At 44.2% G+C, this 16,383-nt stretch carries 19 protein-coding genes; 1 reads left to right on the forward strand and 18 read right to left on the reverse strand.

What is annotated here, in order from left to right:
- Positions 1 to 6: 6 nt before the first annotated feature.
- The 12 genes from CW370_RS06415 to CW370_RS06470 form a co-directional block, all read right to left on the reverse strand.
- On the reverse strand, positions 7 to 177 hold the full coding sequence (locus tag CW370_RS06415; protein WP_003225588.1) for a YpmA family protein: 171 nt from the start codon (positions 175 to 177) through the stop codon (positions 7 to 9).
- A gap of 143 nt (positions 178 to 320) precedes the next feature.
- The gene (gene dinG, locus CW370_RS06420; RefSeq protein ID WP_024571843.1) at positions 321 to 3,116 is read right to left on the reverse strand and encodes an ATP-dependent DNA helicase DinG; all 2,796 of its coding nucleotides are present in this window, start codon (positions 3,114 to 3,116) and stop codon (positions 321 to 323) included.
- Positions 3,117 to 3,241: 125 nt separating this feature from the next.
- Complete coding sequence (gene panD / locus CW370_RS06425) at positions 3,242 to 3,625, reverse strand: aspartate 1-decarboxylase (protein ID WP_003225586.1); 384 nt, start codon at positions 3,623 to 3,625, stop codon at positions 3,242 to 3,244.
- Position 3,626: 1 nt separating this feature from the next.
- Complete coding sequence (panC, locus tag CW370_RS06430) at positions 3,627 to 4,487, reverse strand: pantoate--beta-alanine ligase (protein WP_024571841.1); 861 nt, start codon at positions 4,485 to 4,487, stop codon at positions 3,627 to 3,629.
- Between the two features lies 1 nt (position 4,488).
- Positions 4,489 to 5,322 carry a 3-methyl-2-oxobutanoate hydroxymethyltransferase gene (gene panB, locus CW370_RS06435; RefSeq protein WP_003230652.1) on the reverse strand — a complete coding sequence of 278 codons (834 nt, stop codon included), beginning with the start codon at positions 5,320 to 5,322 and terminating at the stop codon, positions 4,489 to 4,491.
- A gap of 245 nt (positions 5,323 to 5,567) precedes the next feature.
- A complete protein-coding gene (locus CW370_RS06440; protein WP_024571840.1) occupies positions 5,568 to 6,545 on the reverse strand; it encodes a bifunctional biotin--[acetyl-CoA-carboxylase] synthetase/biotin operon repressor in 978 nt (325 codons plus the stop codon).
- Entirely contained in the window at positions 6,530 to 7,723 is a 1,194-nt protein-coding gene (locus CW370_RS06445) for a CCA tRNA nucleotidyltransferase (protein ID WP_029946163.1), read from the reverse strand. The genes CW370_RS06440 and CW370_RS06445 overlap by 16 nt, the downstream gene beginning before the upstream one ends.
- Positions 7,724 to 7,727: 4 nt before the next feature.
- A complete protein-coding gene (gene bshA, locus CW370_RS06450) occupies positions 7,728 to 8,861 on the reverse strand; it encodes an N-acetyl-alpha-D-glucosaminyl L-malate synthase BshA (RefSeq protein WP_024573473.1) in 1,134 nt (377 codons plus the stop codon).
- Positions 8,858 to 9,568 carry a bacillithiol biosynthesis deacetylase BshB1 gene (gene bshB1 / locus CW370_RS06455; RefSeq protein ID WP_024573474.1) on the reverse strand — a complete coding sequence of 237 codons (711 nt, stop codon included), beginning with the start codon at positions 9,566 to 9,568 and terminating at the stop codon, positions 8,858 to 8,860. Before bshB1 ends, bshA begins: the two co-directional genes overlap by 4 nt.
- Entirely contained in the window at positions 9,561 to 9,974 is a 414-nt protein-coding gene (gene mgsA / locus CW370_RS06460) for a methylglyoxal synthase (protein WP_014477171.1), read from the reverse strand. The genes bshB1 and mgsA overlap by 8 nt, the downstream gene beginning before the upstream one ends.
- 15 nt (positions 9,975 to 9,989) lie before the next feature.
- Positions 9,990 to 10,793, reverse strand: a complete 804-nt coding sequence (gene dapB / locus CW370_RS06465; protein WP_024573475.1) for a 4-hydroxy-tetrahydrodipicolinate reductase — start codon at positions 10,791 to 10,793, stop codon at positions 9,990 to 9,992.
- 11 nt (positions 10,794 to 10,804) lie between these two features.
- On the reverse strand, positions 10,805 to 11,140 hold the full coding sequence (locus CW370_RS06470; protein ID WP_004398044.1) for a nucleotide pyrophosphohydrolase: 336 nt from the start codon (positions 11,138 to 11,140) through the stop codon (positions 10,805 to 10,807).
- A gap of 139 nt (positions 11,141 to 11,279) precedes the next feature.
- On the opposite strand from CW370_RS06470, the gene CW370_RS06475 reads away from it, so the two are divergent.
- Positions 11,280 to 12,152, forward strand: coding sequence for a YitT family protein (locus CW370_RS06475; RefSeq protein ID WP_003230635.1), 873 nt, complete (start codon positions 11,280 to 11,282; stop codon positions 12,150 to 12,152).
- A gap of 41 nt (positions 12,153 to 12,193) precedes the next feature.
- Here the strand turns inward: CW370_RS06475 and ypjB are convergent, their stop codons facing one another.
- From ypjB to CW370_RS06505, 6 genes are all read right to left on the reverse strand, one after another.
- The gene (ypjB, locus tag CW370_RS06480) at positions 12,194 to 12,988 is read right to left on the reverse strand and encodes a sporulation protein YpjB (RefSeq protein WP_024573567.1); all 795 of its coding nucleotides are present in this window, start codon (positions 12,986 to 12,988) and stop codon (positions 12,194 to 12,196) included.
- Positions 12,989 to 13,056: 68 nt separating this feature from the next.
- Positions 13,057 to 13,650: a DUF1405 domain-containing protein gene (locus tag CW370_RS06485; protein ID WP_017696530.1), complete on the reverse strand. Its 594-nt coding sequence runs from the start codon at positions 13,648 to 13,650 to the stop codon at positions 13,057 to 13,059.
- A gap of 110 nt (positions 13,651 to 13,760) precedes the next feature.
- On the reverse strand, positions 13,761 to 14,528 hold the full coding sequence (locus CW370_RS06490) for a menaquinol-cytochrome c reductase cytochrome b/c subunit (protein WP_004398051.1): 768 nt from the start codon (positions 14,526 to 14,528) through the stop codon (positions 13,761 to 13,763).
- 34 nt (positions 14,529 to 14,562) lie between these two features.
- Positions 14,563 to 15,237: a menaquinol-cytochrome c reductase cytochrome b subunit gene (gene qcrB / locus CW370_RS06495; RefSeq protein ID WP_003225560.1), complete on the reverse strand. Its 675-nt coding sequence runs from the start codon at positions 15,235 to 15,237 to the stop codon at positions 14,563 to 14,565.
- A 1-nt stretch (position 15,238) separates the two neighbouring features.
- Positions 15,239 to 15,742, reverse strand: coding sequence for a ubiquinol-cytochrome c reductase iron-sulfur subunit (locus CW370_RS06500; protein ID WP_003230627.1), 504 nt, complete (start codon positions 15,740 to 15,742; stop codon positions 15,239 to 15,241).
- A 142-nt stretch (positions 15,743 to 15,884) separates the two neighbouring features.
- Entirely contained in the window at positions 15,885 to 16,331 is a 447-nt protein-coding gene (locus tag CW370_RS06505; protein ID WP_014480115.1) for a YpiF family protein, read from the reverse strand.
- Positions 16,332 to 16,383: the final 52 nt, after the last annotated feature.

The raw sequence follows: 16,383 nt of genomic DNA on the forward strand, positions 1-16,383 counted from the left end.
TCTCACCTACGTACGATAAATGGTAAAAACGGCTTGGTTTTTGTTTTCTTCATCCAGCGCAAGGCCGAACATCAGATTGTCTCTTTTCAGTGTACGATTCAATGTGTCCACAATTTTATACAGATCATCAGAATGCTCTACATTAATTGTTGAAAGAATTTCGATTTTACTTTCCATTTTTTCATCCTCCAGTTTGAACAAATATTGTTAGTCATACTCCATTTCAGGACACGCCATACTAGTATCACAGAGCGGGAAATCCGCTTTTAAATAAAAACACCATCCTACTCCCACACCGCAAAAGCCGCTTTATGCGGCTTTTATTCTTTTTCCCCTGCAACATAAGCTTCAAGCTCGCTGTCAGTCATTTCGGATACTGAGGTTGTCGGCAAGGCATCAAGAAACAGCCGGCCGTAACCAGCGGTTTTAATCCGTCTGTCCAATATCATAATCGTTCCCTTGTCTCCCGCAGAACGCAGCAAGCGTCCGATTCCTTGCCTGAAGGTCAGCACAGCTTCCGGTAATGAAACTGTTTGAAACGGATTCTTTCCTTTTTTGCGGGCAAGCTCACATTTTGCAGCATGAAGCGGGTGATCAGGGGACCGGAATGGGAGCCTCACGATCATTACTGTCGTCAGCTCATCACCAGGGAAATCAACGCCTTCCCAAAAATGATTTGTTCCGAGCAGGATCGCCTGATTGGATGTTTTAAAAGTCTTCATCAGTTTGCCGGGACTTCCGCCTGTAATCCCTTGTGCCAAGAGCTGAATGCCGGAAGCACTCATTTTATGCTTAAGCTCCTGGTGAACCTTTTTCAGCATATCATGGGATGTAAACAGCACAAGGATTTTAGGCTGTTTTTCCTTTGCCATCAGTTCGATATAACGGGCTGTATCCTGTATAAATTCAGGTTGCCCTGTATCCTGAATTGATTTCATTTCTTTTGGAATCATCACCTGCATACGCTCATCGTAAGAAAAGGGTGACTCAATTCTCATTGTCCGCGGGAAAAAGTCACTCAGTCCCAGTCGTTCAATCATAAATTGAAAAGAACCTTCGACTGTAAGGGTTGCAGATGTCAGCACCACACTATTTTTGCGCGCGAAAAACTGATCAGCCAGAAGTTCACCAGGTTCAAGAGGCTGTGCGTAAATGGCCACTGCATTTTTCGCACCCTTTGCATCTATTTCAATCCAAACCGCTTCATCGTCATCAGACCCAAAGAAGAGCTTCTGCAACGTCTGACAGTAATGCTGCAAGCCTTTCATGCTTCTTTGGTATTCATCGGCTAAAAAGACGGTTTTGCTCTTCATACCCTTCAGATGTTTTTCCATCAGGGATGACTGTGCCTCAAAAAGCTGCTGCAAATGTGTCAGCATGGAACAAAGCCTCTCCGCACCATCCGTTAAGATCGACCAGCTTTTATCCTGGCTTTCTTTGTTCACCTTAAACACTAGACGGTTTAAGTCTTCTTTAGGTTTTCTTCGTTTGACAAAAGAATGTACAGAGCTGAAGAAAGCATCACTTTCTGCTTGAACGTGCTGAAGCCACTCTTCCAATTCGAAAAATGAATCAACCGGCAGGCTGTTTCGCTGGAATAGCTGTCTCATCTTTTTTAGAAGTCCCTGCTCCTTCAGAGTGCCGATTCTGCTCAATTTCGTATGCAATTCTATGTACGTAGCTCTTTTCCCTAAATGTTCGCTTGCCGCACGTTCAAAATGGTGTGCTTCATCAATAATAAATGTGCCGCTTTCGGGAAGCCTTTTTTTCTGGCTGCCTTCATCGGTCAGCAAAAGAGAATGATTGGTGATCACCAAATCGGAACGCAAAGCAATCTGTTTGGCCCGCTCGTAAAAACCGATCACATGCTCACTGCGACTTCTTTTATAGGAGTCATCGTCATAAGCCAATCTGTCCCACAGCAATTTTCCGCCTGAAGGCAAATTCAGTTCCGCTACATCTCCTGTATTTGTCTCTGTCAGCCAAACGAGAAGCTGTGCCTTTGTCAGTACGGCATCATAATTATCATCTTCTTCATGAAGCACCTGCTCAAATTTATACAGGCATAAATAATGCGATTGCCCTTTTAAAATCGCCGCTGTTACCGGAAATGGAAACAGATCTTGGACAATCGGCAAATCCTTTGTGAGAATCTGCTGCTGTAAAAGCGTCGAATACGTGCTGATTATGACCGGCTTTTTTGATTTCTTGGCAAAAAGCGCAGCCGGAATAAGATAGCCAATCGTTTTTCCGATGCCTGGAGGAGCTTCAATCAGCGCATGCTCACGATTGGCAAACGCATCAGCCACCTCTCTCATCATCATCATTTGGCCGTCTCTTTTTTCATACCCAGGCATTAACTCTGACAGCGCTTTTTCATTTCCCGCTTCCCAGCTTTCGATCTCAAATGAGAAGTTCTCGTCCTCATTTATACGAACATCGATAGCTTCAGGTTCTCTGACAGAAAACGAAGAAAAGCGCGTATAGCCCGGTATCTCGGTATGTCTGTTTTCATTAATGAACATATCCAACAAATGCGTCAGATCACTGATGAAATGCTGCGAAAGCCTTCTTAACTGCTTTAATGTCGGATAAGGAAGCTGCCGCAGCTTTTCAAGGATTTCCAAAAAAATAAGCCCTGTCACTTCAGCATCGCTGTCAGCCCGGTGCGGCTGATCATGCCGCAGCTGAAGCTCCTCGCTTAATTCCGTCAGCTTATACCCTTCAAATCCCGGAAAAACAATACGTGAGAGCTCGACAGTATCAAGCACTTCACAATCTGGGAGCTGAAAGCCCGCCTTATACAGCTCACACTTGACAAATCCAAGGTCAAAATGGATATTGTGGGCTACAAAATAAGCGCCGTCAAGCAATTGGAATACTTCTTCAGCAACTGCTTCAAATGGCTGTTCATTCTCGACCATTTGATTAGAGATTCCAGTAAGCTGCTCAATAAAAGCAGGGATTGATTTATTTGGATTAATGTATTTTGAAAACCGCTCAGTAATTTGTCCATTTTCGATTACAACCGCTGCGATTTGTATGATTTTATCGCCTTTCTTCGGCGAATTCCCTGTTGTCTCTACATCTATAACAACGAACCGTTGCTTATTCATTAAAATGGACACCTCAATTCTTGCATACGACAAAAGTGTAACACGTTTTGTACGGAAATGGAGCGGCAAAACCGTTTTACTCTCAAAATCTTAAAAGAAAACCCCCGATAAAGGGGGCTTTTCTTCTACAAAATTGTACGGGCTGGTTCGTTTCCCAGCATTTGTTCAATTTTGTTTTGATCATTCAGAACAGCCACTTTCGGCTCGTGGCTTGCCGCTTCTTGATCAGACATCATTTTGTAGGAAATAATAATGACCTTATCTCCTTCCTGCACAAGGCGTGCGGCTGCACCGTTTAAGCATATGACGCCGCTTCCCCGTTTACCAGGAATAATATACGTTTCAAGACGTGCTCCATTATTATTATTCACAATTTGTACTTTTTCATTAGGAAGCATTCCCACAGCATCAATGAGATCTTCATCAATTGTAATGCTTCCCACATAGTTCAGGTTTGCTTCCGTAACAGTTGCCCTGTGAAGCTTGCCGCTCATCATTGTTCGATACATATTATATTCTCTCCATTTCTCGAATATCAATAATGATATTATCTATTAAACGCGCTTTTGAAAAAGCAACTGCAACAGCGAGAATCATCTTTCCAGCAATTTCATTCACAGGCTCGAGTTCCGGATAGGAATAAAGCTCCACATAGTCTATGGTTCCGCTTGTCGTTTCAATGATTTCTTTTGCAGCTTTTATCACCGCTTCAGGATCTCTTTCACCGGCTTGGATCAGCTCCGCACTTGTTTGAAGGGCCCGATACAGCTTAGGCGCTTCTTTTCTTTCCTCAGCTGTTAAGTATACATTGCGAGAGCTTTTGGCTAAGCCGTCTTCCTCTCTGACCGTATCGACAGGAACCAATTCAATATCCATGAAGAAGTCACTGATTAACCCATCAACAACAGCTACCTGCTGCGCATCTTTTAAACCGAAATAGGCACGAGTCGGCTTGACTAGGTTGAAAAGCTTCGTCAGTACGATCGCGACCCCGTCAAAATGTCCTTCTCTTGAGCGCCCGCATAACACGTCTGTGCGTCTTTCTACATGAATCGTGACATTCTTTTCACCGGGATACATATCATGAGCATCTGGCGTAAATAAAATATCGACTCCGGCGTTTTCTGCAAGAGCTGCATCCCGCTCAATATCGCGCGGATATGCTTCAAAATCTTCATTAGGGCCGAATTGTGCAGGATTCACAAAAATACTCATAATAACGGCGTCGTTTTCTTGTCTTGCTTTGTCTGCTAAGGTTAAATGCCCCTCATGCAGAAACCCCATCGTCGGAACAAATCCGATTGACTTGCCCTCTGAATGGTATTGTTTTATGGCTTCTTTCAGCTGTGAAATATCAGTAATCTGTCTCATCTTATTTTCCCCCGTACAAGCCGTCAAGCACTGTCTGGTTCATTTGAAAGGAATGCTTTTGTTCAGGGAAAGCACGATGTCTTACATCCTGAACATATCCGCTGATTGCTGTTTCGATGGTTTCATCAATGCGCGTATATTGCTTTACAAATTTAGGTGTTCTCTCAACACCGTGGCCGATAATATCATGATAAACGAGAACTTGTCCGTCCGCTTTCACACCAGCCCCGATTCCAATGACCGGTATGCTTAGCGTCTCGGCAATTTTGGCTGTGAGTTCTGCCGGCACACATTCCAGCACAAGCATCATAGCTCCTGCTTCTTCGCATTTTATACTGTCTTCTATTAATTTTTTGGCGCTTTGTTCGTCTTTGCCCTGTACTTTATAGCCGCCCAGTACGCCGACTGACTGCGGTGTCAAACCTAAGTGACTGACTACTGGAATGCCTCCAAGCGTCAATGCGCGAATGGATTCAAACACGCCTTCTCCGCCCTCAAGCTTCAGTGCGTCAGCTCCGCTTTCCTGAACGATAGCCGCTGCATTTTTCAGCGTATCTTCCTTAGACAGGTGATAAGACATAAACGGCATATCTGTCACAATAAAGGTATTCGGCGCACCCCTTTTAACGGCTTTTGTATGATGGATCATGTCCGCAACTGTCACACCGACAGTTGAATCAAGGCCGAGGACGACCATTCCAAGTGAATCACCGACTAAAATCATGTCAACTCCCGCTTGTTCAGCAAGTTTAGCTGCCGGATAATCATAAGCGGTCAGCATGACAATCGGTTCTTCAGACTCCTTCATTTTTAGAAAATCCAGTTTTGTTTTCATGTTTTCTCCTCCTCATGTTTAGAGGAGATGATCTGCCGTTTTCTTCTGCAAGCCAAAAAACCTTCCGTTACAACGAGAAGGATTCTTCACTTTCTAAAGTTCGGCGAGTTTCATCCCTCTGTCCCAGTCCTTTTTTGGATCAAGGCAGACTGCTGCAATGTCTATCTATTTTAATAATAGGTGCAGTTCGCAGGCGATACTGCCCAATGGAAGTATACCAAAATCAACGGGCTTGTACCAACACATTAGCCCAATTCGATATCGGCAGAATAGATTTTTTTAATGCCTTCGTTCGTTTCTAAAAGCAGAACGCCTTCATCATCTATACCTAACGCCTTACCGTAAAAGGTTCCGTTTAACGTTCTGGCTCTCATATTAGTGCCAATACCGAGCGCATAGCTTTCCCATAAAAGCTTAATCGGCGTAAATCCGTGCGTCATATAATCCCGGTACCGTTTCTCAAAGCATAGTAAAATATACTGGATGACGCCGGCCCGATCAATTTTTTCCCCAGCAGCTTGGCTGAGGCTTGTCGCGATGTCCTTCAATTCATCTGGAAAATCATTAGGCTGCTGGTTAACGTTAATGCCGATCCCAATGATCACTGAACGTACGCGGTCTTCTTCAGCCTGCATTTCCGTTAGGATACCGACTGTTTTTTTTCCGTTAATCAAAATATCATTTGGCCATTTAATATCCGTTTGGATGCCTGCTGCCTCTTCTATTCCCTGCACAACAGCTACTGCAGCAAGCAGAGTCAGCTGCGGTGTTTTTTGGAGCGGAATGTCAGGCCGCAAAATCAGGCTCATCCAAACGCCGTTTCCTTCTTGAGAATGCCAAACCCTAGACATTCGGCCCCTTCCGGCTGTTTGTTTGTCAGCCACCACGAGGGTGCCTTCCGGTGCGTTATTATTCGCGAGCTCATGAGCCGTTTTTTGCGTGCTTGAAAGAACGTCATGGTAAATAAGATGCTGGCCCATCACTTCCGTTTTTAATCCAAAACGAATTTCGCTTTCACTGAGTTTTCCAGGCTTTTTGATGAGCCGATATCCTTTTCTTCTAACGGCTTCTACTTCATAACCCTCTTTCCGAAGCTCTTCAATATGCTTCCACACAGCAGTTCTTGAACAGCCGAGAGCATCACTGATTTTTTGGCCGGAAATAAATTCATTGCCGGCCTGAGAAAATAATTCAATAAGGTCTTTTCTTAATGTTGACCGCATGTCTTCAGCCACTCCTCTATGTGTTTCTTTTGATTGGAGAGCTTCCCTGTCACAACAGCCTGCTCGATCCGCTGTAATTCTTCCGACACCCATTTTCCGGCCGGCCGGTTTCGAAGCGCAAGCAAGTCCTTACCCGTGATATCAAGATCCTTAAGGCTTTTGATCGGCAGGTTTTGATAAGAGTACTGAATATCCTTCAGTTTCTTTTCATCCAGTTTTTCGTTTTGCCGAAGCTGCGATATTTTGGCCGCAGAGAGCAGTGCTTTTTCCCCAGCTCTGTACATTGTCATTACGTCAAGGCTCTGGCCAAACGTATCAGCAATGTGAATGGCTTCCTTGATCACTTTTCCCGGGAGCTTCCAGGCTTTCAGGAAAAGGGGCGCGTCTTTCAAGACTATGCCAAGGTTAATTAAAAGAGCAGCCCAAAGCTCCTCACGGGATGTTAAAGAGAAGAATGGAAACTCACTCGTTGAAATCAGGTTTTCTCGTTTATGATAAAAACCAGGAAGCTCTTCATACAATCTCGTTTGAATGAGCGTTTGAAGCGCCTGGCGAGAAGCTCTTCCCTGCAGCAATTTCTCGAACTCTATAGTTTTTCGTTCGACTGAAACATGGGAGAGGAGTGATTTTTCTTTCGCAATGGCTTCTTCTGTTTCCGGTGAAAGCGTAAAGCCAAGCTGGCTCATAAAACGTACGGCTCTCAGCATACGAAGCGCATCCTCTTGAAATCTATCCTCAGGCTTTCCAACGGTTCGAATCACTTTCTGATCAATATCTTTCTTGCCGCCAAAATAATCAAGCACCTTCCCGTCCGCTGTCATGGCCATCGCATTGATCGTTAAATCTCTTCGTTTTAGATCCTCTTCTAATGATGAGATAAATTGCACTTCTGACGGTCTTCTGAAATCAACATAATCAGATTCAGTCCGGAATGTCGTGACTTCATAGGTTTCATCCTCCCAGAGCACAATAATGGTCCCATGCTCTTTGCCTACATCAACAGTTCGCTGAAACAGCCGTTCTACTTGATCAGGTGCCGCATCTGTCGCGATATCGACATCTCCGATCGTTCGTTTCATATAGCTGTCACGAACTGCGCCCCCGACAAAATAAGCCTGATGGCCCGCTTCGATTAAGATGCGGAGCACGGGAAGTGCTTTGATAAAAACTTTTTCCATGTGATCACTCCGGTTCTGCTAAATCGGCATAAATCTGTTCATACTGGCTGACAATTTTTTTAGAAGAAAATTCATTTTCAAGCATCTCTATTGCCGCCTTTGTAAAACGATTGCTTAGCTGTTCATCTTCTAAAATGCTCATCGCGCGGGCTGTTGCGGCCGCAACATCACCGACATCCACCAAAAATCCGCTCACATTGTTTTTAATAACCTCAGGGATACCGCCAATGTTTGTTCCGATACAAGGCACTCCGCAAGCCATCGCTTCAAGCAGGACAAGACCGAAGCTTTCTTTTTCAGATAGCAGCAGCTTCAAATCGCTAATAGAATAAAGCTCTTCAACACGGTCTTGATTTCCAAGCATTGAGACTTGGTCTTCCAAGCCATATTTTCTGATAAGCTCGCAGGCTGTCGATTTCTCCGGACCGTCTCCGACTAAAAGCAGCTTCGCTTTCGTTTTGCCAGCGATATTGCGGAACACACGGATGACATCCTGCACGCGTTTAACCTTTCTAAAATTGGACACATGGATGACGACTTTTTCATCTGGTAAAATTCCATGTTTCTCTTTAATCACCGCTGTGTTTTTCTTCAGATACACGCGCTCGTCTATAAAGTTATAAATCGTTTCAATTTTTTTCTCCGGTTTAATTAAATCGTACGTTTCAGCCGCAAGCGCTGAGGAGACTGCAGTCACCCTGTCTGATGACTCAATAGCAAAACGGATCAGATCTTTTAGAGACGGATCATAACCTAACACCGTGATATCCGTGCCATGCAAAGTGGTAACAATGCCGATATTGCGTTTCAGCATTTGTTTTGCAAGATAGGCGCATACGGCATGCGGAAGAGCATAGTGAGCATGGATAATGTCTAAATTCTCCCGTTCCGCCACCTCAGCGATTTTGCTTGCCAATGTCAAATCATACGGAGGATATTTAAAAACAGCATATTGATTAACCTCAACTTCATGAAAATGAATATTGGGATGATATGTATTCAGTCTAAACGGAATGCTTGATGTGATGAAATGGATTTCATGTCCCTTTTCAGCAAGCTGCTTCCCCAGTTCTGTCGCAATGATACCCGAGCCTCCAACGCTCGGATAGCATGTGATTCCTATTTTTAGTTTTCTCATTGTTCGCCCCCAAGCACATCATGATCAAGCATCAGCATCCGTTTGGAAAAGAAACCTTCGGCATACTCCACGCCCGCTTCTTTACCGTAAAGCTTTTCTCTCGCTTCAACGATCTCGATATAACCATTCGTCAGAGGAGTAGAAACGGAATCCTTTGACGGGATAAACTGGCTTTTGTAGGCGTTGAGGCTTTGTTCCTTTGCCTCTATTGTATCCGAGATATCAATGACAAAATCCGGCTGATGAAAACCATTTATCATATAATAGTAAACCTTGCTGACTTTATGCGCCGGAAGGCTTTTTTCATCTTTATATTTATGGATTCCGGCGGAAAAGATCGCTTCTTCCACCAGTGCAGCCGCATTGCCGTGATCCGGATGGCGATCCTTTTTATACGGCATAAAAACCGCTTTTGGGCGGCAGGTTCTGATGACAGTGACAATCGACCGAATTGCCTGATCACTCATTATTAGGCCGCGGTCTGGAAGCGTCAGCTGAATTCTTTTATCTGCGCCTAATATGCGGGCTGCTTCAGCTGCTTCTTCTTTACGTAAACTGACCGTACCGTTAGAAGAGAGTTCCGCTTCTGTCAAGTCGCATATCATTACTTTTTTTCCCTGTTTGACAAACTTCGCTATTGTGCCGCCCATTCCGATCTCGACATCATCACTGTGGGCGCCAAAAGCAAGAACGTCAGCATTATACATTCGGCTCTTCTCCTCGAAGAAGGTCACGGAATTCGAAAACACCTTCATCAAGTGTGCGGACGAGAATTTCCGCAGTACCCATATTTGTGGCGAGCGGAATGGAATACACATCACATAACCGGATTAATGCCGAGACATCCGGTTCATGCGGCTGCGCGGTCAGCGGGTCGCGCAAAAAAATGACAAGATCGAGTGCATTGGCAGCGATCAATGCACCGATTTGCTGGTCTCCCCCTAAAGGGCCGGATTGAAAACGTTCAATTTGAAGACCTGTCGCCTCTTGAATTTTCAACCCTGTGGTTCCGGTTGCGTATAAATCATGATTCTTTAAAATATCCCGATAGGCAGTCGTAAATTGAACCATGTCCTGTTTTTTCTTGTCATGCGCGATCAAAGCAATTTTCATTGTTTATCCCCCCGTCTAATCAATGATATTTTCTAAACCGTACACAAGCTGATCAATCTTCATGACTTGTTCGACTGACAGTTTAACGCCTGACATGAAAGAAGCACGGTTATAAGAATCATGGCGTATCTGAAGCGTTTGGCCATCCATGCCGAACATGACCTCCTGATGCGCGATCAGTCCCGGAAGACGGACGCTGTGCAAGCGAATGCCGTTTTGCTCCGCTCCTCTTGCTCCTGGGAGAATTTCTTTTTCATCCGGATGTCCTTGCTGCTTTTCTTTACGGACTTCTGAAATCATTTCCGCTGTTTTAAGCGCAGTTCCGCTTGGTGCGTCAAGCTTCTGATCATGATGAAGCTCAATAATCTCAACATCCTCAAAATAGTTGGCAGCCATTTTTGAAAATTTCATCATCAGTATCGCACCGAGCGCAAAATTTGGCGCGATGATGGCTCCGATCCCTTTTTCTTCTGTTAAAGACGTGAGCTCTTTTAAATCAGCTTCTGAGAAACCGGTTGTTCCGACAACTGGACGGACTCCGTGCTCTAATGCAATTTTTGTATGTACTTTTCCGATTTCGGGCGTTGTTAAATCAATCAAGACATCCGGTTGTGTTTCTGTAAAGCAGGCATGGATATCTGTGTAAATTAAAGCATCTGACTCAACAGGCATCACATCAGATAATTTTTGCTGATCGTATGTATGGTCTATGGCCCCGACAAGGTCAAAATGAGGTGTTCGTTCTGCCAATTTAACAGCTTCCTGCCCCATTCTTCCACGCGGTCCCGCAATGACTACTTTAATTGTTTCGTTTGACATCTTGATCTCCTCTACTTTCCTTCTTCTTTTCTGGTCCAGCGATCTTTATCTCTTGTATTAAATTTATGCATGACTCGGTCGTGAGCTTCCTCTAAAGAGATATCAAGAGAGTTGGCTAAACAAACCAATACAAATAGCACATCGCCCATTTCCTCTTCCATGCTTTTATCATCTTCAGTCGCTTTTTTTGGTTTTTCTCCATAACGGTGATTCACTTCTCTGGCAAGCTCGCCCAGTTCTTCAGTCAGCCTCGCCATCATGGCCAGCGGGCTAAAATATCCTTCTTTAAATTGGCCGATGTAACGGTCTACTTCAGCCTGTATGTCTTTCATTGTTTTATCACTCACTGAACGAAACCTCCTATCATCCTCTTACATGTTAGCTAATTCAGATACGTTTGACAAATGTTTAAGCACGTTTGCTGTTTTCTTTTTCATCCACTATAATATAAACGCTATCTAATGGAAGGAAAAGGGGTTTTGTGTGATGCTTGGAGAAATTAGATTAAAAAACATATTTTTTATTTTAATCGGAGCGGCAATTTTTTCATTTGGCTTGGTTCATTTCAATATGCAGAACAATCTGGCTGAGGGCGGTTTTACAGGTATTACACTTTTGCTTTATGCCCTTTTCCACATCAGCCCCTCTATCTCGAACCTGGTGTTGAACATTCCGATTTTTTTTATTGGCTGGCGTTTGCTCGGCAGGACAATGTTTGTTTATACCCTTGTCGGCACTGTAGCCTTGTCTTTGTTCCTCAGCATCTTTCAGCGATATGAAATACATATGCCCCTTCAGCACGACTTAGCGCTCGCCGCTTTATTTGCCGGCGTATTCATCGGAGCCGGATTGGGAATTATTTTTAAGTTCGGCGGTACGACAGGCGGTGTTGATATCATCGCACGTTTAGTGAATAAGTATTTTGGGATCCCGATGGGCAGAACGATGTTTGCTTTCGATGCCTGCGTCATCATTTTGTCTTTGCTTACTTATCTCTCCTATAAAGAAGCGATGTATACGCTGGTAGCTGTATTTGTAGCTGCAAGATTAATTGATTTTATTCAGGAAGGCGGATACGCTGCTAAAGGCGCTACGATCATCTCTTCGAAAAACGACCTGATTCAGAAAAAGATTCTTGAAGAAATGGAACGGGGCGTCACCATTTTGAAAGGACAAGGTTCCTACACAAAAGAGGATATAGATGTACTTTATTGTGTGGTGCCGAAAAACGAATTGGTGATGCTGAAAAGCGTGATTAACTCCATTGATCCCCATGCCTTTGTAGCGGTAAGCGATGTTCACGATGTGCTCGGAGAAGGATTTACGCTTGATGAAAATAAAAATCCGCTTCCGCGCTGACATGTAATAGAAAAAAGGCGGCTGACCGCCGCCCCTCATCCTTATTTAGGGTAGTCCCTTTTTTTCAGCTTGTTTTTTTCCGCCTTGTACTTTCTGTAACCGACATAGGTGAGAGCAGTAATGATGATACTGCCGGTTGTAATCATCACCCAGAGTAAAGACGGATCGGCATCATCCTCCTCCACCCTGTCAAACACATTTTTCAGGTCATGCTGAAGAAGGGAAAGCCGTTCAAGCTTCGTGCTCTCTGTCATTTGCTGAAATTCCTCTTGCTCAATAACATCTATATGTTTTCCGACTGTTTCAAGCTGATCCTCTGATACATCGATTGTAAGACTAGGGTAAATCAAGTCATATAAACTGATAAATTCATTCCATTTTTCATGAAAGCTTATGCTTCCATTCTTTTGGACATCTCGCTTCAGCTCAGTAAAAGCTTCCATAATCGGTTTTTCCAGTGAACCCCAAAGCGGGTCAGACCGATTGTCAACCGCATCCATCAGCATTCTGAACTGCGCGGCTGCTCTGAGTTTTTGTGTGTCTGATGTATCAGCTTGCTTTAAACTCCGAACCATATCATTATAGCCCAATGTGATTTGACGGATTTGGGCTCCCGTTAGCATGGGGTCTTGCTGTTTTTTCTCAGCGGATTTTAATGTTTTTTCAAAATACTCCAAGACTTGAAGCGCCTCTTCATATTTCGCCTGTCGGGTCATTTGAAAGACTGTATCGGATAAATCATTCAATTCCTCGAGGCTTCCCCGCTCTGCAGCCTTGGCATTTCCATTATAAAAAATAAGTGCAATCAACAAACAGATCGTCAGCTTTCGTTTCATGCAGGTCCCTCCCACTCTCTCTCCTTACAGAATATGAAGAAAGGGACAAGGATAGACCAACATTGTCTTTACATCAGCTCAAGCTTCGTTTGCTTTTTCGAGACCACAAGAAAGTAAGCAAGCCCGATTGAAAAGATGCTTAGCCAAAATGTTCCGTATCCTATTTCAGTCATATAATCAGAAAGCATAGAGTATTGCGGCATCATATCAAACAAGTAGTCAATGACATCGTTATGCAGTGTCCAGACTGCAGCAATTGCAAGATGCCAAAATGAAAAACGAAAATACGGACTGTATAATACGCCTTGAACTGCCATTGCAAAATGCGAAGCAATTAGCATGTAGCCCTCCCACGGCAAGTCACCAGTTACTGCAAGCACAAGAAAATTCATAGCCACCGCCCATAGGCCATACTTTACGAGGGTAACTAGCGCAAGCGCCTCAAAGAGCGGAGCATTCCGTTTCATGAGAAAGGCAAGCAGCACAAACAGAAAGAAAAACGTTGCTGTCGGACTGTCCGGAACAAAAATCAGGAAACGGGCCGGTGTCTCCAAAAGCTGCGGCAAGTACCAATAGTAGCCGTAAACCGTTCCCAGAAAATTAATGGCTAAGACAAGAATAAGCATCGGCCGCTGCCCTAATACATATTGAAACCATTTCACATCGAATCAACTCTCAGTCTGTAAAAATAATATGTCCATATAAAAAAGCTGACGCCGGGTCAGCTTTTGATAATAAAAGTATATCCTTCCATTTGACAATTCACAATACGTTATTTTGCGGTTGTTTCAGAAATAAATTTTGCAAGTTCTTCGAGCTGTTTATCATTTCCTTTGAACACACCCGCCGGCATTTTGCCTTTCCCTTCTACAGCGATTTTTTTGATTTCTTCCGGTTTCAGCCCGCTGTCAACCAATGAAGGCCCAGCCGCTCCTCCCTGAAGGTTATCCCCATGGCAAGAAATACAGCCCTGTTCCTTAAAGACCTTATATCCTTCTGCATTGGTGTCAATGTCGGCTTCTTTTGTGATTTTCCCCTGTTCCTCTGCCTTGGCCCAATCATGAGTAGCAACTGACTGCCACGTCAAAAATACAGCAGCGGAAATGGCCAGAAGCATCATACCGACAGCGACCGGACGCTTCCACGGCCTTCTTTCTGTCCCTCTGTCCAGAAATGGAGCCAAAAGCAGGGCCCCAAAAGCGAGACCTGGCATAATCATGGCGCCGACCACTGTAAAGCTTCCAGCGGCGTATTCATACTTCAACAGCTGGTATAAGAAAAGAAAATACCAATCCGGCAGCGGAATATAACCAGTATCAGTCGGGTCCGCCATCCGCTCCAAAGGCGGCTGATGCACAATCGTCAAAACGAGAAAACCGATGAGAAAGACAGCTCCAACCATCCATTCCTTTAACAAGAAATTTGGCCAGAAAGCCTCTGTTTTACCGGGATACTCCGAATAATCCTTCGGTATATTCGGCTTTTTTTCAGCCGGTATCCTTGAGTCGCCTACAAATTTCATCCCTTTGCCCCGGTGCATGTCATCCCCTCCCTTTTATTCGCAGATCAAGAGTTTAAAGCGGTCCTGAAATCCCCTGCTTCCGGATCATAATAAAATGTGCAGCCATCAGCCCGAACAATGCGGCAGGAAGAAAAAATACATGGATCGCAAAAAACCTAGTCAGCGTTTGGGCGCCTACAATATCCGGATGCCCTGCAAGGAGCGTTTTAACTTGCGTTCCGATCAAAGGCGTGGCTTCGGCGATCTGCAGCCCGACTTTTGTTGCAAACAGAGCCTTCATATCCCAAGGAAGCAAGTAGCCTGTAAAGCCAAGACCGAGCATAACAAAAAAGATCAGCACACCGACAATCCAGTTCAGCTCGCGCGGTTTTTTATACGCGCCTTGGAAAAAGACCCTCAGCGTATGTAAAAACATCATCACAATGACCAGGCTCGCACCCCAGTGGTGCATCCCCCTGACAATCTGGCCGAATGCCACTTCATTTTGCAAATAATATACCGATTCCCAGGCATTTTTGATATCAGGCACATAATACATCGTTAAAAACATTCCAGATAATACTTGGATAACGGTTACAAAAAACGTCAGTCCCCCAAAGCAATACACAAACGCAGAGAAATGATGGGCGGGATTCACATGTTCCGGTACTTCGTGATCGGCAATATCTCTCCACATCGGTGTAATATCAAGCCGCTCGTCTACCCAATCATAAATTTTGTTCAGCATGTCACCCTTCCCCCTTAGGCTTTGCTTTTCCAAGATACAGGAAGCCGTCTTTTACTTCTTGCTCATAATGATCAAGAGGCGCAAGCGGCGGCGTGCCAGGGACATTGGTGCCGTCCTTTTCATAGAGTCCGTAATGGCATGGACAAAAGAATTTATTCGGGTTTTTAGGATCACTATTCCAGTTCACCGTACACCCTAAATGTTTACAAATTGGCGAAAGTGCTACAATTTCATCCCCGTTTTTGAAGACCCAGGCTGATCTTGACTCTTCTGACTCATACCAGGCATCGACTTGATTAATTTTAAAATCAAAGCGCTGCGGCTCTTTTGTCAACTCATCAACGCTGACAACCTGAACCATATCCTGCTTCCCTGTCGATTTTAATACCGGGTCGAGTGCGAAGCGAACCATAGGCATGAGCATACTAGCCGCCATAAAACCTCCTACACCTGTGAGCGTGTAATTCAAAAATTGACGTCTGGATATATCATGTTTTCCGCCCATCTCTTCTCCCCCCTCAAGGTCACCCCTGCAAACTGACTAAAATAGAAAATATTGCAATAACTCTAGACACCCTCATAATATATGAATCTCTCAGCAAGGTCAATATAGCCAAAATATTGTTTATAAGGAAATGTAAGTGTTTTTATGAAGTGCTCCATAACTGTAACAAAACGTTCAAAATTTCAGCAGTGCGTTCATCCAATATTTTTCTTTTTAAAGAGTCATTTAAATGCTCTAATGGAACAGACGGTGTAACAATCATTTTGCCTAACGCATCCTCAGCTCTCCAACTTTCGTCAGATGTGAGCAGGACAACATGCGGAAATTCCGTTATCAGCTCTTCCCGCAAATCCTTAAGCCCTTGAACGGTTATTTCATTTCTATCAACATATGTATAAGGAGGAAGTAAATATACCCGTCCCTTTAACTGCCTTTCAAGTTCTTCTGAGAGAAGCTGCGTAAACTCGCCTTTCTCCGCCGCCATTTTAAAATGGTTATTAACCCTTATGTTAATTAATGGTATGACAGCGGTATCAATGTAATCCTTAGCTTGTAAATAGTCCTTGGCATCAGTGATTCTCCACCTCATCGTTCTCCCCCTTTACGGCAACAAGCCTTGCAATTCACTGCAAGGCTGGTCA

The sequence above is a fragment of the Bacillus sp. SN32 genome (assembly GCF_002837495.1).
GTDB lineage: Bacteria > Bacillota > Bacilli > Bacillales > Bacillaceae > Bacillus > Bacillus subtilis.

Bases quoted from the DNA above. Each gene is read 5' to 3' on its own strand.
- panC (WP_024571841.1), bottom strand. From the start codon at position 4,487: ATGAGACAGATTACTGATATTTCACAGCTGAAAGAAGCCATAAAACAA.
- bshB1 (WP_024573474.1), bottom strand. From the start codon at position 9,568: ATGTATAATGCTGACGTTCTTGCTTTTGGCGCCCACAGTGATGATGTC.
- CW370_RS06490 (WP_004398051.1), bottom strand. From the start codon at position 14,528: ATGCACCGGGGCAAAGGGATGAAATTTGTAGGCGACTCAAGGATACCG.
- CW370_RS06445 (WP_029946163.1), bottom strand. From the start codon at position 7,723: ATGGAAAAAGTTTTTATCAAAGCACTTCCCGTGCTCCGCATCTTAATC.
- dinG (WP_024571843.1), bottom strand. From the start codon at position 3,116: ATGAATAAGCAACGGTTCGTTGTTATAGATGTAGAGACAACAGGGAAT.
- CW370_RS06440 (WP_024571840.1), bottom strand. From the start codon at position 6,545: ATGCGGTCAACATTAAGAAAAGACCTTATTGAATTATTTTCTCAGGCC.
- panD (WP_003225586.1), bottom strand. From the start codon at position 3,625: ATGTATCGAACAATGATGAGCGGCAAGCTTCACAGGGCAACTGTTACG.
- CW370_RS06500 (WP_003230627.1), bottom strand. From the start codon at position 15,742: ATGGGCGGAAAACATGATATATCCAGACGTCAATTTTTGAATTACACG.
- CW370_RS06475 (WP_003230635.1), top strand. From the start codon at position 11,280: ATGCTTGGAGAAATTAGATTAAAAAACATATTTTTTATTTTAATCGGA.
- ypjB (WP_024573567.1), bottom strand. From the start codon at position 12,988: ATGAAACGAAAGCTGACGATCTGTTTGTTGATTGCACTTATTTTTTAT.
- panB (WP_003230652.1), bottom strand. From the start codon at position 5,322: ATGAAAACAAAACTGGATTTTCTAAAAATGAAGGAGTCTGAAGAACCG.
- CW370_RS06505 (WP_014480115.1), bottom strand. From the start codon at position 16,331: ATGAGGTGGAGAATCACTGATGCCAAGGACTATTTACAAGCTAAGGAT.
- dapB (WP_024573475.1), bottom strand. From the start codon at position 10,793: ATGTCAAACGAAACAATTAAAGTAGTCATTGCGGGACCGCGTGGAAGA.
- qcrB (WP_003225560.1), bottom strand. From the start codon at position 15,237: ATGCTGAACAAAATTTATGATTGGGTAGACGAGCGGCTTGATATTACA.
- CW370_RS06415 (WP_003225588.1), bottom strand. From the start codon at position 177: ATGGAAAGTAAAATCGAAATTCTTTCAACAATTAATGTAGAGCATTCT.
- mgsA (WP_014477171.1), bottom strand. From the start codon at position 9,974: ATGAAAATTGCTTTGATCGCGCATGACAAGAAAAAACAGGACATGGTT.
- bshA (WP_024573473.1), bottom strand. From the start codon at position 8,861: ATGAGAAAACTAAAAATAGGAATCACATGCTATCCGAGCGTTGGAGGC.